The 19,725-nt window shown below is 70.0% G+C and carries 17 protein-coding genes; 15 read left to right on the top strand and 2 right to left on the bottom strand.

Annotated features, from left to right (window positions below):
• Positions 1 to 83 precede the first annotated feature (83 nt).
• From FDO69_RS18300 to FDO69_RS18285, 4 genes are all read left to right on the top strand, one after another.
• Entirely contained in the window at positions 84 to 1,121 is a 1,038-nt protein-coding gene (locus tag FDO69_RS18300) for an Rv2578c family radical SAM protein (RefSeq protein WP_104780914.1), read from the top strand.
• A 136-nt stretch (positions 1,122 to 1,257) separates the two neighbouring features.
• Positions 1,258 to 2,859 carry an alpha/beta hydrolase gene (locus FDO69_RS18295; protein WP_104780913.1) on the top strand — a complete coding sequence of 534 codons (1,602 nt, stop codon included), beginning with the start codon at positions 1,258 to 1,260 and terminating at the stop codon, positions 2,857 to 2,859.
• Positions 2,860 to 2,912: 53 nt separating this feature from the next.
• Positions 2,913 to 3,311, top strand: a complete 399-nt coding sequence (locus FDO69_RS18290; RefSeq protein WP_104780912.1) for a RidA family protein — start codon at positions 2,913 to 2,915, stop codon at positions 3,309 to 3,311.
• Complete coding sequence (locus FDO69_RS18285; RefSeq protein ID WP_234387983.1) at positions 3,308 to 3,835, top strand: GNAT family N-acetyltransferase; 528 nt, start codon at positions 3,308 to 3,310, stop codon at positions 3,833 to 3,835. Before FDO69_RS18290 ends, FDO69_RS18285 begins: the two co-directional genes overlap by 4 nt.
• A gap of 2 nt (positions 3,836 to 3,837) precedes the next feature.
• Here FDO69_RS18285 and FDO69_RS18280 read toward each other — a convergent pair whose 3' ends face one another.
• The gene (locus FDO69_RS18280; protein ID WP_104780910.1) at positions 3,838 to 4,413 is read right to left on the bottom strand and encodes an adenylosuccinate lyase; all 576 of its coding nucleotides are present in this window, start codon (positions 4,411 to 4,413) and stop codon (positions 3,838 to 3,840) included.
• A 477-nt stretch (positions 4,414 to 4,890) separates the two neighbouring features.
• Between FDO69_RS18280 and FDO69_RS18275 the strand changes: the two genes are divergently transcribed.
• The 10 genes from FDO69_RS18275 to FDO69_RS18230 all read left to right on the top strand — a co-directional run bounded on the left by FDO69_RS18275 (position 4,891) and on the right by FDO69_RS18230 (position 17,237).
• On the top strand, positions 4,891 to 6,696 hold the full coding sequence (locus FDO69_RS18275; protein WP_104780909.1) for a 3-hydroxyacyl-CoA dehydrogenase family protein: 1,806 nt from the start codon (positions 4,891 to 4,893) through the stop codon (positions 6,694 to 6,696).
• 172 nt (positions 6,697 to 6,868) lie between these two features.
• Positions 6,869 to 7,678, top strand: a complete 810-nt coding sequence (locus FDO69_RS18270) for a TetR family transcriptional regulator (RefSeq protein ID WP_234387982.1) — start codon at positions 6,869 to 6,871, stop codon at positions 7,676 to 7,678.
• A gap of 382 nt (positions 7,679 to 8,060) precedes the next feature.
• The gene (gene ccrA / locus FDO69_RS18265; protein WP_104780907.1) at positions 8,061 to 9,404 is read left to right on the top strand and encodes a crotonyl-CoA carboxylase/reductase; all 1,344 of its coding nucleotides are present in this window, start codon (positions 8,061 to 8,063) and stop codon (positions 9,402 to 9,404) included.
• Between the two features lie 17 nt (positions 9,405 to 9,421).
• Positions 9,422 to 11,449: a protein meaA gene (locus tag FDO69_RS18260; RefSeq protein WP_104780906.1), complete on the top strand. Its 2,028-nt coding sequence runs from the start codon at positions 9,422 to 9,424 to the stop codon at positions 11,447 to 11,449.
• Positions 11,446 to 12,408 carry an HpcH/HpaI aldolase/citrate lyase family protein gene (locus tag FDO69_RS18255; protein WP_104780905.1) on the top strand — a complete coding sequence of 321 codons (963 nt, stop codon included), beginning with the start codon at positions 11,446 to 11,448 and terminating at the stop codon, positions 12,406 to 12,408. The genes FDO69_RS18260 and FDO69_RS18255 overlap by 4 nt, the downstream gene beginning before the upstream one ends.
• Positions 12,409 to 12,424: 16 nt before the next feature.
• Positions 12,425 to 12,937: a MaoC family dehydratase gene (locus tag FDO69_RS18250; protein ID WP_030843910.1), complete on the top strand. Its 513-nt coding sequence runs from the start codon at positions 12,425 to 12,427 to the stop codon at positions 12,935 to 12,937.
• 2 nt (positions 12,938 to 12,939) lie between these two features.
• Positions 12,940 to 14,145, top strand: coding sequence for an acyl-CoA dehydrogenase family protein (locus FDO69_RS18245; RefSeq protein ID WP_104780904.1), 1,206 nt, complete (start codon positions 12,940 to 12,942; stop codon positions 14,143 to 14,145).
• Positions 14,146 to 14,315: 170 nt separating this feature from the next.
• On the top strand, positions 14,316 to 14,972 hold the full coding sequence (locus FDO69_RS18240) for a phosphatidylserine decarboxylase (protein ID WP_104780903.1): 657 nt from the start codon (positions 14,316 to 14,318) through the stop codon (positions 14,970 to 14,972).
• 58 nt (positions 14,973 to 15,030) lie between these two features.
• Complete coding sequence (gene pssA / locus FDO69_RS18235) at positions 15,031 to 15,813, top strand: CDP-diacylglycerol--serine O-phosphatidyltransferase (RefSeq protein ID WP_104780902.1); 783 nt, start codon at positions 15,031 to 15,033, stop codon at positions 15,811 to 15,813.
• Positions 15,814 to 16,016: 203 nt separating this feature from the next.
• Entirely contained in the window at positions 16,017 to 17,237 is a 1,221-nt protein-coding gene (locus FDO69_RS18230) for an alpha/beta fold hydrolase (RefSeq protein WP_104780901.1), read from the top strand.
• A 4-nt stretch (positions 17,238 to 17,241) separates the two neighbouring features.
• Here the strand turns inward: FDO69_RS18230 and FDO69_RS18225 are convergent, their stop codons facing one another.
• On the bottom strand, positions 17,242 to 18,360 hold the full coding sequence (locus FDO69_RS18225) for a glycerate kinase (RefSeq protein WP_104781093.1): 1,119 nt from the start codon (positions 18,358 to 18,360) through the stop codon (positions 17,242 to 17,244).
• A gap of 276 nt (positions 18,361 to 18,636) precedes the next feature.
• Here FDO69_RS18225 and FDO69_RS18220 point away from each other — a divergent pair, with 276 nt between their 5' ends.
• A complete protein-coding gene (locus tag FDO69_RS18220; protein ID WP_104780900.1) occupies positions 18,637 to 19,710 on the top strand; it encodes an ADP-ribosylglycohydrolase family protein in 1,074 nt (357 codons plus the stop codon).
• Positions 19,711 to 19,725 lie beyond the last annotated feature (15 nt).

The following is a 19,725-nucleotide window of genomic DNA, read 5'->3' as shown; positions in this document are numbered from 1 at the left end:
GGTCGAACGCGTTCGGAAAACACCCTCGCACGATCAAGGGAACATGTGTTCCATTCTGTGGTCAGTGCTACCGAGGAGGCGTCATGCGCTGGGAGAACCTCACCGTGGACTCCGAACACAGCCGGGCCGATGCCGCGCTGTTCGGCGCGGACGCTGTCACGACCCGTACGTTCGATACGCCGGAGTTCCGCGGAATGACATTCCACGAGATCCGGGCCCGCTCGATCATCAACCGGGTCCCGGCGGTGTCGCGGATGTCGTTCCAGTGGACGGTCAATCCCTATCGCGGCTGCTCACACGCGTGCGTGTACTGCTTCGCGCGCAAGACGCACAGCTATCTGGACCTGGACACGGGCCTCGGCTTCGACAGCCAGATCGTGGTCAAGATCAACGCGCCGGAGCTGCTGCGCCGGCAGCTCGGTTCGCGCCGCTGGCAGGGCGAGCACATCGCGATGGGCACCAACGTCGACTGCTACCAGCGCGCCGAGGGCCGCTACCGCCTGATGCCGGGCATCATCTCGGCACTGCGCGACCACGCGAACCCCTTCTCGATCCTGACCAAGGGCACGCTCATCCTGCGCGACCTGGAGCTGATCAAGCAGGCGGCACAGGTGACGGACGTCGGCATCTCCGTCTCGGTCGGCTTCACCGAGGAGGAGCTCTGGCGGACCGTCGAACCGGGCACGCCGGCGCCCGAGCGGCGCCTGGAGGTCGTGCGCACCTTCGGCGATCACGGCATCGGCTGCGGAGTGCTGATGGCGCCGGTGATCCCGTTCCTGAGCGACAGCCCCGCCCAACTGCGCGCCACCGTACGGGCGATCGCGGCCTGCGGCGCCACGTCCGTGACGCCGCTGGTGCTGCATCTGCGGCCCGGTGCCCGCGAGTGGTTCATGGCCTGGCTGGGGCAGCACCATCCGCACCTGGTGGCCCGTTACGAGCGGATGTACGCGGAGGGCTCCTACGCCCCGAAGTGGTACCAGCGGCGGATCACCCGCCAGGTGCACGAACTGGCCGAGGAGTACGGCATCGGTCCCACGCGCGCGGACACACCGCGCCGGATCCGGCCCCCGGAACCGGCCGAGCCCCCCTCGTCCGAACCGACCCAACTGTCGCTCCTTTAGGAGCGTTCGAGCGCATCCCGCGACCCAATCGGGTCAAGTCTCGACGGAACACGTTCTTTCAGCGCCGTGTGCCGGGACGAATCGGCGAGGACTGTGAGCCCCGCGGTCCGACGCCCCTCCGTCCTGGAAGGTCTCCATGAGAACACGCGCAGCCGTGGTGTGCGGCGCCGCCGCCGTCGCGCTGGCCGGGAGCCTCACGGCCGTGCCCGCCGAGGCGAACGCACCGCACTCCGCAGGTACCTTTCGCCCGGCGAAGCCCGGCTGGACGAAGTGCGGCACCACCGACTATCCGTCGCTCCAGTGCGCGTCCCTCAAGGTGCCGCTCGACCACGCGAACCCGGACGGCCGGCAGGTCACCCTCGCGCTGTCCCGCGTCCCGCACACCGCCGAGAAGTTCCAGGGCCCGCTTCTGGTCAACCCCGGCGGCCCCGGCGGCGACGGCCTGACCCTCGCCGGTTTCGTCGCGGACTCGCTGCCCAAGGAGGTCGCGGCCCAGTACGACGTCATCGGCTTCGACCCGCGCGGAGTGGGGGCAAGCAGACCGGCGCTGGACTGCGAGCCCGGCCACTTCGGCCCGGTGCGCCCGGACTCGGTGCCGAGCACGCCCGAAGCCGAGCGGGCCAACCTCGCCCGCGCCAAATCCTTCGCGGCCGCCTGTACCCAGAAGTACGGGCACCTGCTGCCGTACATCGACACGATCAGCGCCGCACACGACATCGAGGCGATCCGGCAGGCCCTGGGCGCGAAGAAGATCAACTACTTCGGCTACTCGTACGGCACCTACCTGGGCGCGGTCTACGCCGGCCTGTACCCGCAGCGGGTCCGGCGTCTGGTCCTGGACTCGGTCGTCGACCCCACCGACGTGTGGTACACCGCCAACCTCAACCAGAACCACGCCTTCAACGACCGTCACCGCGCCTTCATGGCCTGGGTCGCCAAGCACGACGCGCGGTACCGGCTCGGCACCGACCCGGAAAGAGTCGAAGCCACCTGGTACGCCATGCGGGCGGCTCTGGGCAAGAAGCCCGCGGGCGGCCGGGTGGGCGCCGCGGAGCTCGAGGACACCTACCTCCCGGGGGCCTACTTCAACGGATACTGGCCCCCTCTGGCGGAGGCGTTCGCGGCGTACGTGAACCGCAAGAACCCCGAACCGCTGGTCGCGGCCTACAAGGACTTCGGCGCGATCGACGCCGCCGACGACAACAGCTACAGCATCTACGCGGCGGTGCAGTGCCGGGACGCCTTCTGGCCGCGCGACTGGCACCAGTGGCGCAAGGACAACTGGGCGGCGTACGAGAAGGCGCCGTTCATGACCTGGAACAACGCCTGGTACAACGCGCCGTGCGCGTTCTGGCCGACGGAGTCGCTGCGCCAGGTGAACGTGGCGAACGGCAAGCTGCCGCCCGTGCTGCTGTTCCAGGCGACCGCCGACGCGGCCACTCCCTACGAGGGGGGTGTCACCATGCACCGTCTGCTGGCCGGTTCCAGCCTGGTGGTCGAGCAGGGGGGCGGCAACCACGGCATCACGCTGAGCGGCAACGCCTGCCTGGACAAGCACCTGGCGGCCTACCTGACCGACGGCACCGTGCCGCGGGGCCTCGGCGAGGCGGACGCGGCGTGCGACGCACTACCCGAACCCAAGCCCCCGACGACGCCCACCGGGACGGCCTCGGACAAGGCGGCACCACCCTCCCCGACCGGCACGGCACTCCACGCCCTGCTCGGCTTCCGCGGCTGAGCGGCTGACGACCCGTCGGGGCGGGTGCCGATGCCATGGTCCACCATGGACCCATGAGTGACCTGACGAGGATCCCCGCCCCTGACGGCGTCGCCGCCGCGGCTCAGTACAGCCACGTCGTCGTGGGCACCGGCCGTTTCGTGGCCATCGCCGGTCAACTCGCGCTCGACGAGCGCAGGCGGCTGGTCGGCGAGGGCGATCCGGCAGGCCAGGCACGCCAGGTCTTCGAGAACCTCCGGCGCTGTCTGGCGGCAGCCGGCGCCACCTTCGACGACGTCGTCAAACTCACCTACTTCGTCACGGACATGGCCCATATGCCGGCCGTCCGCGCGGCCCGCGCCGAGCACATACCCGACGATCGGCTGCCGGCCGCTTCGGCGGTGCAGGTCGCAGCCCTGGTCCGGCCGGAGTTTCTGATAGAGGTCGAGGCGTTCGCGGTGGCGGCGCCATGAGGAGCCCGCGGATACGGGAGATGACGCTCGCCGACTGCGAGCGCGTCGCGGAGATCCGCGTCGGCGGCTGGCGCGGCGCCTACCGGGGCCTGATCCCGCAGTCGTACCTGGACGGGCTCAGCGTCGAGGTGGACGCCGAGCGGCGTCGTCAGCACCTCTCGCAGGACGACGGCAGGGTGGTGAACCTGGTCGTCGAGGGCACCGGCGGCGAGCTCGTCGGCTGGGCCTGCCACGGGCCGTACCGGGAGGGCGAAGTCCGCTCCGAGGACGCCGAGTTGTACGCGCTCTACGTCCACCCGGATCACGTGGGACGGGGCGTCGGACGGGCGCTGCTCACGGAGTCCGTGGCCCGCTGCTCCGCCGCGGGCCACGGTCGTCTTCTGCTGTGGGTGCTCAAGGGGAACGACCGGGCCCGCCGGTTCTACGAGCGGGCGGGCTTTCGGGCGGACGGTGTCGAGGAGCCGTTCGAGGTGGACGGGGTAGCGGTTTTGGAGGTGCGGTACTCCAGGCCCCTGGAACGCTGACGTCACCTCTGCTTCGGGATCCGCCCCAGTGCCCGTACCGCCGCCTCGGCCAGCGCCGGATGCGCGAGGGCCTCGTTCAGAACGGGTCCGGCCCGGACGTCACCCAGCGCGCCGAGCCCGTCCACACAGGCGAGGGCCACGCGGCGGTAGGGGTCGTGCGGGCGCAGCCGCCGCCGGAGGGTGGTGATCAGCGCGGGCACCGCCTCGGGGGCGCGCAGCTCGACCAGCAGCCGTACCGGGTGCAGGGCGTAGGCGACGCGCAGTTCGTTGGTGGCGAGGGCGGCGGCCGCGCGGGCGGTGCGCGGGTCGCCGAGCCGGGCGAGGGCGTGGGCGGCGGAGGCGCAGCGCGGGGGGTCGCGGTGGTTGAGCAGCAGGACCAGGGCCTCGAAGGCCCGCCGGTCCCGCGCGAGCCCCAGCCGGAACGCCGCCAGCTCCCTCGCCCACAGGTGCTGCCCGGGCTCGGTCAGCATCGTGGCCAGGGCGTCGAGGTCGTCGGTCGCCACGAGCCGCTCGAACGCCGGCGACGCCCCCGACTCCTGCCGTAAGCGCTCCGTGAGTGATCGCAACTCTTCGTCCATGACTCAGAGGTTAGGGCCTGTCAGTCGGACCACGCGGCAGACGCGGAACTGAAAGGCGCCGCCGATTCCCGCCGCTTGATCACGGGCGAAGACCCGGAAGCGTCGTGAGCCGTGCGGGACGTACGTCACAAACACGAGGGCTGGCGCGCTCGTTACCCGCCGGTTAAGCTCAGACGAGCGAGTTACCCACTCGTATTTCCTCGCGGCGGTCTGGTGACGCGGCTGTCGCGGGAGCAGTCGGTTCGGTGCCTCAGGTACCGCAGTACGGCTCGGCCCCGGGACAGGGCCGGTCGGAATCGCCGTTCATCCCGGGCGTGTGCACGCCCGTGGAGGCGGCACCGGGCGTGTGCGCTTCGCAGCCCGGCCAGCACCCGCACTCATCCACGCACCCGGTGCGCCCGTGGTCCGGCTCCTGCCGGCCCCTTCGGCGCACCCGGAGCGCGTTCCCCGTCGTCACCCTCATCCTGGAGTCCCGCGATGGCCTCTCCCCTTTCCGACCCGTCCCAGTCCACGCTGCAGACCGTCGCCGTCGTCGGCCTCGGCACGATGGGCACCGGCATCGCCGAGGTCCTCGCCAAGGCCGGCCGCACGGTCGTCGGCATCGACATCAGCGAGTCCCAGGCCGCGAAGTGCGTCGCCGCCCTGGAGGCCTCCACCGCCCGCGGCGTCGAGCGTGGCCGGCTGACCGAGCAGGAGCGCGCCGAGATCCTCGGCCGTGTCCGCACCTCCGCCGACCTGCGCACCGCGGCCGACGCCGACCTGGTCATCGAGGTGGCTCCGGAGTCGTACGAGATCAAGCATCAGATCTTCCGGGAGCTGGACGGGATCGTGCGCCCGGAGACCATCCTGGCGACCGGCACCAACGCCCTGTCGGTGACGCGGCTGGCCGCCGACTCCTCCCGCCCCGAGCGGGTGCTGGGCCTGCACTTCTTCAACCCCGCGCCGGCCATGAAGCTGGTCGAGGTCGTCTCCTCGGTGCTGACCGCGCCGGCGGCCGTCACGGCGGTCACCGACCTCGCGCTGGACCTGGGCAAGGAGCCCGTCGCGGTCGGCGACCGCCCCGGGTTCGTCGCGGACGGCCTGCTGTTCGGCTACCTCAACCAGGCCGCCGCGATGTACGAGGCGAAGTACGCCTCCCGCGAGGACATAGACGCCGCGATGCGCCTGGGCTGCGGACTGCCGATGGGCCCGCTGGCCCTGCTCGACCTGATCGGCGTCGACACCGCGCGCACGGTCCTGGAGGCCATGTACACCGCCTCCCGCGACCGGCTGCACGCTCCGGCCCCGATCCTCAAGCAGCTGAGCGAGGCGGGTCTGACCGGCCGCAAGGCGGGGCGCGGCTTCTACACGTACGAGGCGCCGGGCAGCGCGGTCGTCGTGCGGGACGCGCTGACCCCGCTGGAGGGCGGCGACCCGGCTCCCGGCCGGGAGATCCGTTCCGTCGGTGTCGCGGGCTCGGGCACCATGGCCTCCGGTATCGCCGAGGTCTTCGCCAAGGCCGGGTACGAGGTGGTCATCGCCGCCCGCAGCGCGGAGAAGGCGCAGACCGCGAAGGCCCGGATCGGCAAGTCCCTGGCCCGCTCGGTCGACAAGGGCCGGATGACCGCGGAGGCGGCCGCCGAGACCCTGGACCGCATCACCGCCACGGGCACCTACGACGACTTCGCCGGCGTCGACCTGGCCGTGGAGGCGGTCGCCGAGGACCTGGAGGTCAAGCGGCAGCTGTTCGCGGCCCTGGACAAGGTCTGCAAGCCGGGCGCGATCCTGGCCACCACGACCTCGTCGCTGCCGGTCGTCGCCTGTGCCCGGGCCACCTCGCGCCCGCAGGACGTGATCGGGATGCACTTCTTCAACCCGGCGCCGGCCATGAAGCTGGTCGAGGTCGTCCGTACGGTGCTGACCGCCGACGACGTGCACGCCACGGTCCGCGAGGTGTGCGGCCGGATCAGGAAGCACCCGGTCGACTGCGGTGACCGGGCCGGCTTCATCGTGAACGCGCTGCTGTTCCCGTACCTGAACAACGCGATCAAGATGGTCGAGGAGCACTACGCGTCGCTCGACGACATCGACGCGGCGATGAAGCTGGGCGGCGGTTACCCGATGGGCCCGTTCGAGCTGCTGGACGTCGTCGGGCTGGACGTCTCGCTGGCCATCGAGAAGGTCCTGCACCGCGAGTTCCGCGACCCGGGGCTCGCTCCGGCGCCGCTGCTGGAGCACCTGGTGGCCGCGGGCTGCCTCGGCCGCAAGACCGGCCGCGGCTTCCGCGAATATGCCAAGCGCTGAGCGTCCAGGCGACTGGTTCCCCTCCGGCGCGGAGTGGGGCGGCCTGCTCGGCCCGGACCGGTTCCACCCGGCCGGGCCGCCCGCCCCTCCCCCTCCCTCTCCCCCGCCCCCGGGCTCCGGGGAAGAACCGGGCCATGCGCAGCGAGCTGCGCACATGCAGTACGTTCAGGGCATGCCCCAGCCCGCCAGGTCCTCACGTACACCAGCCACGGCCGACGCGCCGGAAAGCGCCGCCGGCTCCCGCGCCGCCGCCCAGCGGCTCAAGATGCGCAGGGAACTGGCGGCCGCCGCGATGGAGCTGTTCGCGACCAAGGGGTACGAGGCGACCACCGTCGACGAGATCGCGGCCCAGGCCGGGGTCGCCCGCCGCACCTTCTTCCGTCACTTCCGCTCCAAGGAAGAGGCGATCTTCCCCGACCATGACGACACCCTGATCCGGGCCGAGGCGGTGCTCAACGCCGCGCCCGCGCACGAGCATCCGCTCGACACGGTGTGCCGTGGCATCAAGGAGGTCATGCGGATGTACGCGGCGCGGCCGGAGATCTCGGTCGCCCGCTACAAGCTGACACGTGAGGTGCCCACGCTGCGCGAGGCGGAGATCGCGTCGGTGGCCCGCTACGAGCGTCTCTTCACCCGCTACCTCCTCGGCCACTTCGACGAGCGGGCCCACGCCGACGACGCCAACGACGACCCGCTGCTGGCGGAGGTCGCCGCGTCGGCGGTCGTCACGGCCCACAACCACGTGCTGCGGCGCTGGCTGCGGGCGGGCGGCCAGGGCGACGTGGAGGCGCAGCTGGACCACGCCTTCGCGATCGTGCGCAAGACGTTCGGCACGGGCATCGGGGCCGGGCGCTCCACGGAACCGCAGCCTGCCGTGGCGACCGCCTCGGCGCAGGGCGAGGTACTGGTGACCGTGGCCCGCACCGACGCACCGCTGGACGAGGTCATGCGCACCATCGAGCAGGCGCTCAAGGAGCGCTGAGCCCCCTCCACCCGTGTGATGGCGGCCACCCCTCGGGGTGGCCGTTTTGGCATGTCAGAGGCTGTTTTGCAGGCCCTTGCCGAGGCCGTTCGATCGATCATCGCTCATTTGTTACGTAAAGATTTCATCTGAGGCCAAGTTCTGGCACTCAGTGCCTTGCGGGGTGACACGCGGTGTCATACGTTGAAGAGGTCCGGACGACGTCCCGGCAGGCAGAACCCGCCTGCACGCCCGGACGCCTGCGTCACAGGCAACCTCCCGCGCCACCATGCGCTGCCGATCAGCACCACCGCCGAACCGACGGCACACCCTCAACCCTCAGCAGCACCGACGAACCCATCGGCGCCCCTCCCTCAGGGCGCTCACCGCCGGAGGCAACACCGTGACCGTTAAGGACATCCTGGCCGCGATCCAGTCGCCCGACTCCACGTCGGAGGACTTCGCCGCCCTCCCGCTCCCCGAGTCGTACCGCGCGATCACCGTGCACAAGGACGAGACGGAGATGTTCGCGGGTCTCGAGACCCGCGACAAGGACCCCCGCAAGTCGATCCACCTGGACGAGGTGCCGCTGCCCGAGCTCGGCCCGGGCGAGGCCCTGGTGGCCGTCATGGCCTCGTCGGTCAACTACAACTCGGTGTGGACCTCGATCTTCGAGCCGCTGTCCACCTTCGGCTTCCTGGAGCGCTACGGGCGCACCAACGAGCTGGCCAAGCGCCACGACCTGCCGTACCACATCATCGGCTCCGACCTCGCGGGTGTCGTCCTGCGCACCGGCCCGGGCGTCAACGCCTGGCGGCCCGGTGACGAGGTCGTCGCGCACTGCCTGTCCGTCGAGCTGGAGTCCAGCGACGGCCACAACGACACGATGCTCGACCCCGAGCAGCGCATCTGGGGCTTCGAGACCAACTTCGGCGGCCTCGCCGAGATCGCGCTGGTCAAGTCCAACCAGCTGATGCCGAAGCCCGACCACCTGTCGTGGGAGGAGGCCGCCGCCCCCGGCCTGGTCAACTCCACCGCCTACCGGCAGCTGGTCTCCCGCAACGGTGCCGGCATGAAGCAGGGCGACAACGTCCTCATCTGGGGCGCGAGCGGCGGACTCGGCTCCTACGCCACCCAGTTCGCGCTGGCCGGCGGTGCCAACCCGATCTGTGTCGTCTCCAGCGAGCAGAAGGCGGACATCTGCCGCTCGATGGGCGCCGACGCGATCATCGACCGCAACGCCGAGGGCTACAAGTTCTGGAAGGACGAGAACACCCAGGACCCCAAGGAGTGGAAGCGCTTCGGCAAGCGCATCCGTGAACTCACCGGCGGCGAGGACATCGACATCGTCTTCGAGCACCCCGGCCGCGAGACCTTCGGCGCCTCGGTGTTCGTCACCCGCAAGGGCGGCACCATCACCACCTGCGCCTCGACCTCGGGCTACATGCACGAGTACGACAACCGCTACCTGTGGATGTCGCTGAAGCGGATCATCGGCTCGCACTTCGCCAACTACCGGGAGGCCTGGGAGGCCAACCGGCTCATCGCGAAGGGCAAGATCCACCCGACCCTGTCGAAGGTGTACTCCCTCCAGGACACCGGCCAGGCGGCCTACGACGTGCACCGCAACCTCCACCAGGGCAAGGTCGGCGTGCTGTGCATGTCCCCCGAGGAGGGCCTGGGCGTGCGCGACCAGGACAAGCGCGCCCAGCACATCGACGCCATCAACCGCTTCCGCAACATCTGAGACGTACGGGAGCACAGATGACTGAGCGTCAGAAGGACCGGCCGTGGCTCATGCGCACGTACGCCGGTCACTCCACGGCCGAGGCGTCCAACGAGCTGTACCGGCGCAACCTCGCCAAGGGCCAGACAGGTCTGTCGGTGGCGTTCGACCTGCCGACGCAGACCGGCTACGACTCCGACCACATCCTCGCCCGCGGCGAGGTCGGCCGGGTCGGCGTGCCGATCGCGCACGTCGGTGACATGCGCCGGCTGTTCCAGGACATCCCCCTGGAGCAGATGAACACCTCGATGACGATCAACGCCACCGCCATGTGGCTGCTGGCGCTCTATCAGGTCGTCGCCGAGGAGCAGGGCGCGGACATCACCAAGCTCCAGGGCACGACCCAGAACGACATCGTCAAGGAGTACCTGTCCCGCGGGACGCACGTCTTCCCGCCGGGGCCGAGCCTGCGCCTGACGACGGACATGATCGCGTACACGGTCTCCCACATGCCGAAGTGGAACCCGATCAACATCTGCAGCTACCACCTGCAGGAGGCGGGCGCCACGCCGGTGCAGGAGATCGCGTACGCGATGTCCACCGCGATCGCCGTCCTCGACGCCGTGCGCGACTCCGGCCAGGTGCCGCAGGAGCGCATGGGCGATGTCGTCGCGCGCATCTCGTTCTTCGTGAACGCCGGCGTCCGCTTCGTCGAGGAGATGTGCAAGATGCGGGCGTTCGGCCGCATCTGGGACCGCATCACCCGCGAGCGCTACGGCATCGAGAACGTAAAGCAGCGCCGCTTCCGCTACGGCGTCCAGGTCAACTCCCTGGGCCTGACGGAGGCGCAGCCGGAGAACAACGTCCAGCGGATCGTGCTGGAGATGCTGGCCGTCACCCTCTCCAAGGACGCCCGCGCCCGTGCCGTGCAGCTGCCCGCCTGGAACGAGGCCCTGGGCCTCCCCCGCCCCTGGGACCAGCAGTGGTCGCTGCGCATCCAGCAGGTGCTGGCGTACGAGAGCGACCTGCTGGAGTACGAGGACATCTTCGAGGGCTCGAAGGTGATCGAGGCGAAGGTGGAGCAGCTGGTCGAGGCGTCGTTCGCCGAGATCGACCGCATCCAGGAGATGGGCGGCGCGATGGCGGCCGTCGAGTCCGGCTACCTCAAGTCGCAGCTGGTCGCCTCGCACGCCGAGCGCCGGGGCCGGATCGAGTCCGGCCAGGAGAAGATCATCGGTGTCAACGCCTTCGAGGGCACCGAGCCGAACCCGCTGACCGCCGACCTGGACACCGCGATCCAGACGGTGGACCCGGCGGTCGAGGCCCGGGTCATCGCCTCGCTCCAGCAGTGGCGCGACAGCCGCTACCAGCCGCCCTTCAACCACCCGCGGCCGTGCAAGGCGCTGGAGCGGCTGAAGGAGGCCGCGCGCGGCGACGAGAACCTCATGGAGGCCACCCTGGAGTGCGCCCGCGCCGGGGCGACGACCGGCGAGTGGGCCGGGGCGCTGCGCGAGGTGTTCGGCGAGTTCCGGGCGCCCACGGGCGTTTCCTCGGCGCCGGTGGCCGTGCCCGTCGAGGAGGGCAGCGCGCTCGACCTGGTCCGCCGCAAGGTGGACCTCACGGCCAAGGACCTGGGCGTCGGCAAGCTGCGCTTCCTGGTCGGCAAGCCGGGCCTGGACGGGCACTCCAACGGCGCCGAGCAGATCGCGGTCCGTGCGCGCGACGCCGGCTTCGAGGTGGTCTACCAGGGCATCCGGCTGACGCCGGAGCAGATCGTGGACGCGGCCCTCGCCGAGGACGTGCACGCGGTCGGCCTGTCCATCCTGTCCGGCTCGCACGCCCAGCTGGTGCCGGACGTCCTCGAACGGCTGCGTGTGGCCGGTGCCACAGATATACCCGTGATCGCCGGTGGCATCATCCCGAATGGTGACGCCGAGCAGCTCAGGGAAGCCGGAGTGGCCGCGGTCTTCACCCCGAAGGACTTCGACATCACCGGAATCATCGGCCGCATCGTCGACGAGATCCGGAAAGCGAACAAGCTCGACCCCCTGGAGGTCCCCGCATGACCACGGTCAACCGCCTTCGCCCCCGGCGTTCCTGCCTGGCGGTACCGGGCTCGAACCCGCGCTTCCTGGAGAAGGCCCAGGGCCTCCCCGCGGACCAGGTCTTCCTGGACCTGGAGGACGCGTGCGCCCCGCTCGCCAAGCCCGAGGCGCGGCACACCATCGTCAAGTTCCTCAACGAGGGCGACTGGACCGGCAAGACGCGCGTGGTCCGGGTCAACGACTGGACGACCGAGTGGACGTACCGCGACGTCGTCACGGTCGTCGAGGGCGCCGGCCAGAACCTCGACTGCATCATGCTGCCGAAGGTGCAGACGGCCCAGCAGGTCGTCGCCCTGGACCTGCTGCTGACGCAGATCGAGAAGACGATGGGCTTCGAGGTCGGCAAGATCGGCATCGAGGCGCAGATCGAGAACGCGCAGGGCCTGAACAACGTCAACGAGATCGCGACGGCGTCCCAGCGCGTCGAGACCATCATCTTCGGCCCGGCCGACTTCATGGCGTCGATCAACATGAAGTCGCTGGTCGTGGGCGAGCAGCCGCCCGGCTACCCGGCGGACGCCTACCACTACATCCTGATGAAGATCCTGATGGCCGCGCGTGCCAACAATCTCCAGGCGATCGACGGCCCCTACCTGCAGATCCGCAACATCGACGGCTACCGCGAGGTCGCCCAGCGCGCCGCCGCGCTCGGCTTCGACGGCAAGTGGGTGCTGCACCCGGGCCAGGTCGAGGCGTCCAACGAGATCTTCTCGCCGTCGCAGGAGGACTACGACCACGCCGAGCTGATCCTGGACGCGTACGACTACTACACGTCCGAGGCGGGCGGCAAGAAGGGCTCGGCGATGCTCGGCGACGAGATGATCGACGAGGCCAGCCGCAAGATGGCCCTGGTCATCTCCGGCAAGGGCCGCGCGGCCGGCATGCAGCGCACCAGCAAGTTCGAGATCCCCACCGACTAGAGAGGCGCTGAGCGCGATGCAGTTCGGGCGCACCTACGAGGAGTTCGAGGTCGGAGCGACGTACAAGCACTGGCCGGGGAAGACGGTCACGGAGTACGACGACCACCTGTTCTGTCTCCTCACCATGAACCACCACCCGCTCCACATGGACACGAACTATGCGGAGAAGACGACGGACTTCGGCAAGAACGTCGTCGTCGGGAACTACATCTACTCGCTGCTGCTCGGCATGTCCGTGCCGGACATCTCCGGCAAGGCCATCGCCAACCTGGAGATCGAGTCGCTGAAGCACGTGGCGCCGACCTTCCACGGCGACACGATCTACGGCCAGACGACCGTGCTCGACAAGTGGCCGTCGAAGTCGAAGAACGACCGCGGCATCGTTTACGTCGAGACCAAGGGCTACAAGCAGGACGGCACGCTGGTCTGCGTGTTCCGCCGCAAGGTGATGGTGCCGACCGAGACGTACATCAAGGAGCGCGGCGGCGAGCAGCCCGGCCGCCCCGAGCTCAGGGAGCAGGAGAAGTAGCCATGGCGCGACTCGCCCAGACCGCCGGTCTGACCGACATCCAGCAGGAGATCCTGTCCACCGTCCGGGACTTCGTGGACAAGGAGATCATTCCGGTCGCGACCGAGCTGGAGCACCGCGACGAGTACCCGCAGCAGATCGTCGACGGGCTGAAGGAGTTGGGCCTGTTCGGCCTGATGATCCCCGAGGAGTACGGGGGGCTGGGCGAGTCGCTCCTGACCTACGCGCTGTGCGTGGAGGAGATCGCCCGCGGGTGGATGTCGGTGTCCGGCATCATCAACACCCACTTCATCGTGGCGTACATGCTCAAGCAGCACGGCACGCAGGAACAGAAGGACCACTTCCTGCCGAGGATGGCCGCCGGCGACATCCGGGGCGCCTTCTCGATGTCGGAGCCGGGCCTGGGCTCGGACGTGTCGGCGATCACGTCGAAGGCGGTCAAGGACGGCGAGGAGTACGTCCTCAACGGCCAGAAGATGTGGCTGACGAACGGCGGAACGTCGTCCCTGGTGGCCGTTCTGGTCAGAAGTGACGAAGGTCACGCTGAGGGCACCGCGCCCCACAAGTCGATGACGACCTTCCTGGTCGAGAAGGAGCCCGGTTTCGGCGAGGTGCGCCCCGGCCTCACGATCCCCGGCAAGATCGACAAGATGGGTTACAAGGGGGTCGACACCACCGAACTCATCATGAATGGCCTGCGGATTCCTGCGAATCGTGTGCTCGGAGGGGTCACCGGCCGTGGTTTCTACCAGATGATGGACGGGGTCGAGGTCGGCCGCGTGAACGTGGCGGCGCGTGGCTGCGGCGTCGCTCAGCGTGCGTTCGAACTGGGCGTCCAGTACGCGCAGCAGCGCCACACCTTCGGCAAGCCGATCGCCCAGCACCAGGCGATCCAGTTCAAGCTGGCCGAGATGGCTACCAAGGTCGAGGCCGCCCATGCGATGATGGTGAACGCGGCACGCAAAAAGGACTCCGGGGAGCGAAACGACCTCGAGGCCGGGATGGCGAAGTACCTCGCCTCCGAGTACTGCAAGGAGGTCGTCGAAGACGCCTTCCGGATCCACGGCGGCTACGGCTTCTCCAAGGAGTACGAGATCGAGCGCCTCTACCGTGAGGCCCCGATGCTGCTCATCGGTGAAGGTACCGCCGAGATCCAGAAAATGATCATCGGCAGGCGGCTGCTCGAAGAGTATCGATTCCAGGGCTAAATGTCCGGATACGGGGTGTTTTCTTGGAGAAGAAGATCACACCCCGTCAGCACTCTTCTGCCGCCGACTCGGCTGCCTGGCTTACCCAGTTACGGCCCCGAGCCGCTACGATCGCCGGAAAGCCGCCGTCCCCCGTCAGAGTGCGGCATCATCCGCTACGAAGGTCATCCATGCCCCACAGCCAAACCTCTGCACCTCGCGACAGCCGGGCCGGCGTACGCCTCGCGCGCGGAGCATCGCCGTGGCTCCTTCCGACCGTCGCCACCGCAGCCCTCAGCCTGGCGCGGGCCCGGCACTCCGGCGCCGCCAAGGCCGTCGCCGTTCCCGCCACCGCGCTCGCGGCGGGGATGCTGTGGTTCTTCCGCGACCCCGAGCGCGAGATCACCCAGGGCCGGGTCATCTCACCCGCCGACGGTGTGGTGCAGAGCATCATGCCGTGGAAGGACGGCCGCACTCGCGTCGCGATCTTCATGAGCCCGCTCAACGTCCACGTCAACCGCGCGCCGCTGGCCGGCACGGTGACGTCCGTCGAGCACATCCCCGGTGGCTTCGTTCCCGCTTTCAACAAGGAGAGCGAGAACAACGAGCGTGTCGTCTGGCACTTCGACACCGAGCTCGGCGACATCGAGATGATCCAGATCGCCGGCGCGGTCGCCCGTCGCATCGTCCCTTACCTGCCCGAGGGCACGAAGGTCGAGCAGGGCGAGCGGATCGGCCTGATCCGCTTCGGCTCGCGGGTCGACCTCTACCTGCCCGAGGGCGTGGAGGTCGCGGTCGAGGTCGGTCAGAAGACCGTGGCGGGGGTGACTCGCATTGACCGTGATTGATCCTGACACCAAGGCCGGCTGGGTCCCGGAATCCGACGGGGTCGACGAGGAAGAGGAGATGCCCCTCTCCCTTCGGCTGTCGATAGCGGACACCCTGACACTCGGCAACGCCACGTGCGGCTTCATGGCGGTGTACTTCACCACCACCGGCATCCTGATCCCGGACCTCATGGGCAGCCAGGAGTCCGGCATGGCGCGCAACAGCGCGGCCACGGCGGTCATCCTGATGCTGTGCGCGGCGGTCTTCGACCTGTTCGACGGCCTGGTGGCGCGCAAGCTGCGCTCCTCCCCCATGGGCGCCGAGCTGGACAACCTCTCCGACCTGATCAGCTTCGGCCTGGCGCCGGCGTACTTCGTCCTCGTCTACGGCATGGTGGCGGAGGGCGCGTACCAGCGGGTCGCGGCGGTCGGGGCGATCGTGGTGCTGCTGGCGGTGGTGCTACGGCTTGCCCGGTTCTCCTGCGTGACGGTCAAGGACGGCACCTTCCAGGGCATGCCGTCACCGTTCGGCGCGCTGACCGTGGTGTCCATCGTGTTGCTGGAGCTGCCCTTCGTGGCGACCCTGCTGGCGATCCTCGGGACGGCGTGGCTGATGGTGAGCCGCGTGGAGTACCCGAAGCCGCGGGGCCGGCTCGCCGTGGCGATGCTGTCGTGGATCGTGGTGGGCATGGGCATGATGGCCGCCTGGGCCTTCGACGCGCCGAGCGGCCAGCTGCTGCTCCAGACGGGCTGCGCACTCCAGCTGGTCATGGGGGCGGTGATCCCGCTGTTCGCGACGGCTCGGCGGGTGAACAACTTCCGGGACAACCGCCGCGAGGCGCGGGCGGCGCAGCTGCCCTGATCTCGTCCCTGTACTGACGGGTGTGGCCCGGGCCTTGAAGGCCCGGGCCACACCCGTTTTTCGTTCAAGGACATCCTCTTCTTGCCCTTGACTGGTCAACTACCGCCGTTCGAGGCCGATTTGCGGAGAAAAAGCAGGAAGAGGAGGGTGGAAAGAGGGGATTGAATCCACTTCGTCCCACTTTCCCCAACCGGGAGGCGGCCATGCCCGCACCCATCCTCAGAGAGCACAAGGTCACACTCCAGTCCAAGATCCCCGCGAACTCCGGCGACACGGTGACCCTGCCCGTACGGGAGTACGAGGGCACCAAGCCGAACCATCCGCACCAGCCGGTGCTGATGCTGCACGGCAGGAGCGTGCCGGCGCTGGCGGGGGTCGACCTCGCGCCGGTGCCCGGCGGGCGCGCCACCCGGTACAGCTGGGCGCAGGAACTCGCGGACGACGGCTATGACGTCTTCATCATGGACCTGCAGGGCTCCGGCCGGTCGCCGCGTCCGAGGATGGACGACCCGTGCAACGCCAACCCGGCCCAGCAGCCGGTCCTCGTCCCCAATCCGCTCCAGGCGCCCTGCCCGCCCCCTCCCCCGTACCCGCACCAGTTGGGCAACTCGGAGAGCGAGTGGGCGGAGCTGGACGCGGTGGTCGAGTACATCAAGGGCCTGCCCGGCCGGAAGAAGCCGATCCGCTTCATCGGCTGGTCCCTGGGCGCGGCCATCATGGGCCCCTACACCCTCCAGCACCCCGGCAACGTCGAGAGCCTGCTCCTGCTCGCCCCGGTCTTCCCGCCCAAGGGACGGTGGTCGGACAAGCCCGACGACCCGTTCGGCCGCCCGGCCGAGGCCCGGACGCTGCCGATGTCCACACCGGCCGTCACCTGGGGCTTCCCGATGTTCGTAGGCACCAGGACGGGCTTCGTGACAGGGCTGGACGGCAACCCCGACCTGCGGGAACCCGGCGTCGTGGAACTCGCCTGGGAGGCCTGCATGCGCAGCGACCCCCTCGGCAGCAAGTGGGGCCCCGAAGTGGCCCCGGGTGAGTACGAGGGCATCCTCCGGTACCGGAACACCTACTGGTGGGGCTGGAACAACCGGACGGTGCCGCACGAGAACCCGGCCGGCACCACCGTGCTCGGGGAACGGGTTCCCGTGCTCATCATCTACGGGGAGCTGGACCGGGCCGCCAACAGCCCCGCCACCTTCCCCGACCCCATCCGCTTCTCCGTGCCGGACCTGTACAAGGCCGTCAAGGGACCCCAGAAGCTGATGTTCTGCCTCGAGGGTGCGGGCCACTCGTTGGTGTGGGAGATCACCGCCCAGACGGTGCACAGCATGTCGAAGCAGTGGTTCAAGAACGGCAAGGTGGAGGGCCAGAGCACCGGCAGCTACTTCCGGGACTCCAACGGTGTGCTGATCCCCCTGCCGTGACGGTTCAGGTCAGGAAGTCCCGCGCGATCCGCTCCGCCACCCGCTCCAGGATCGGGCCGGCCTCGGCGATGCACTCGGCGACGTCCGGTTCCTCGTCCGTCAGGGGGTAGGCCCGGCGGAAACCGGCGCGGCCGAGGGTCTGGGGCGGCAGGGCCAGGCGGCCGCAGACCGCCACGACGTCCTTGTCCGCGGCCCGGGCCGCCGCGGCCACGCCCGCCGGGGCCTTGCCGTGCAGGGTCTGCTCGTCGAGGGAGCCCTCGCCGGTGATGACCAGATCGGCGCGCTCCAGAGCGGGGGCGAAGCCCAGGACGTCGAGCATGACCTCGATGCCGGGAAGGAACCGGGCGCCCAGCAGCAGGGCGCCGTAACCGATGCCACCCGCCGCGCCCGCACCCGGTGAGGCCGCGTACTCGGCGGCCTTCGGGCCGACCGCGCCCTGGAGCATCTTCGCGAAGTGCGCGAGGGCGGCGTCCAGGGCCTCCACGTCGTCCGGTGAGGCGCCCTTCTGCGGGCCGTAGACCGCGGGGGCGCCCTTCGGGCCGGTCAGCGGGTTGTCGACGTCGCTCGCGAGGACCAGCTCGACCTCGGCGAGGCGCGGGTCGAGCCCGGACAGGTCGGCGGTGGCCAGCCGGGCGAGTCCGCCGCCGCCCGGGGGCACCGGCTCCCCGTCGGCGTCCAGGAACCGGGCACCCAGCGCCGACAGCATCCCGGCACCGCCGTCGGTGGTGGCGCTGCCGCCGACCCCGAAGACGATCGTGCGGGCACCCGCGTCCAGCGCGGCCCGCAGCAGCTCGCCGGAGCCGTACGTGGACGCCGTGAGCGGGGCGAAGACCCCGGCGGGCAGCCGCTGCAGCCCGCTCGCCTCGGCCATCTCCACGACCGCGGTGCCCTCACGCAGCGCGTACGCCGCCGTCACCTCGTCGCCGAGGGGTCCGGCGACCCTTACCTCCCGGCGTTCGAACCCGGCCGCGACGGCCGCGGCCACGGTGCCGTCGCCGCCGTCGGCCACGGGCAGCGCCTCGACCTCGAGGTCGGGCAGGACATGGCGCAACCCGGCCGTCACCCGCTCGGCGACCTGCACGGCCGTCAGCGACCCCTTGAACTTGTCCGCGGCGACGAGCACCCGCGGTGCCTTCCGGGTGCCGCTCACTGCAGCGTCCGCCACTTGCACTCCCCTTGCTCTCCGGGCCCTCACGCACGTCAGGGCCAGTCGCGCCGCTGTGACCTTAACCGGCCGACGCCCCGTCCGTCAGCATCTGCCCAGCCCGTGGACCGGGGTCCCAGGGGCGCGGGGTTGCATCCGATATGCGGCTGCCGCCGCGCGAGGGCGAACAGCCGCCGAGCATCGACAGCCCCGAACGCGCCGCAAGCCCCCTGTCGAAACGGGTAGACCACAACCATGACCCTCGTTGGCACCGGAGCGACGCTCCCCGACCGCATCCTCGGCGGCTGGACCGGCCGCATCGCGGGCAACATGCTCGGCAAGCCGGTCGAGCAGGGGGAGGTGTGGACCCGCGACCGCATCGACCGCTACCTCAGACAGGCCGCGGCCCTGCCGCTGACCGACTACCTGCCCGAGCCGATCAGCGAGCACGACGGCTTCGCACTGCGCCCCGAGTGGCGCAGCTGCGTCCGCGGCCGCATCCACGGCAGCTGCCGTGACGACGACGTCGACTACGCGATCCTCGGCCTCGACCTGCTGGAGACCCACGGCTTCGGCTTCACCACCGAGCAGGTCGGCGACCTGTGGCTGCTGCGGCTGCCGTACCTGCAGACCTTCACCGCCGAGCGGGCCGCGTACCGCAACCTCGCGGGCGGGCTGAAGCCGCCACTGACGGCGACGTACGACAACCCGTACCAGGAGTGGATCGGCGCCCTCATCCGGGCCGATGTCTTCGGCTGGACCTGCCCGGGCGTCCCGCGGCGCGCCGCCCTGCTCGCCCGGCGGGACGCGGTGCTGTCGCACACCGGCAACGGGGTCTACGGCGCGATGTGGGCGGCGGCGCTGATCTCGGCGGCGTTCACGGCGCCCACCGTGCGGCACGCCGTCGACGAGGCCCTGGCCGTGATCCCGGCGAGCAGCCGGCTCGCCCGCGCGGTACGCCGGGTGGTCGCTCTGCACGACACCCGGATGTCCTGGGAGGACACGCTCACCACGCTCGCCGAGGAGACCACCGGGATGGGCTGGATCCATTCCGTGCCGAACGCGGCCGTCCTCACCGCCGGCCTGCTCTACGGCGACGGCGACTTCACCCGGACCATCACGCTCACGGTCCGCGGCGGCCTGGACACCGACTCCAACGGCGCGACCGCCGGTTCGGTGGCCGGCGTGTTCGGCGGGGCCGCGGCCATCCCGGACCAGTGGAAGGCGCCGCTGGAGGACACGGTCCGCAGCGCGGTGTTCGGCTTCGACGGGGTACGGATCAGCGAGCTGGCGGAGCGGACGCTGCGGCTGACGGAACACGCGGCCTGAGCGCCGGGGAATGAG

Source organism: Streptomyces tibetensis, assembly GCF_007655005.1.
GTDB lineage: Bacteria > Actinomycetota > Actinomycetes > Streptomycetales > Streptomycetaceae > Streptomyces > Streptomyces tibetensis.
Note: the sequence above shows the minus strand (reverse complement) of the source record. Positions and strands in the feature narration are given on the sequence as shown.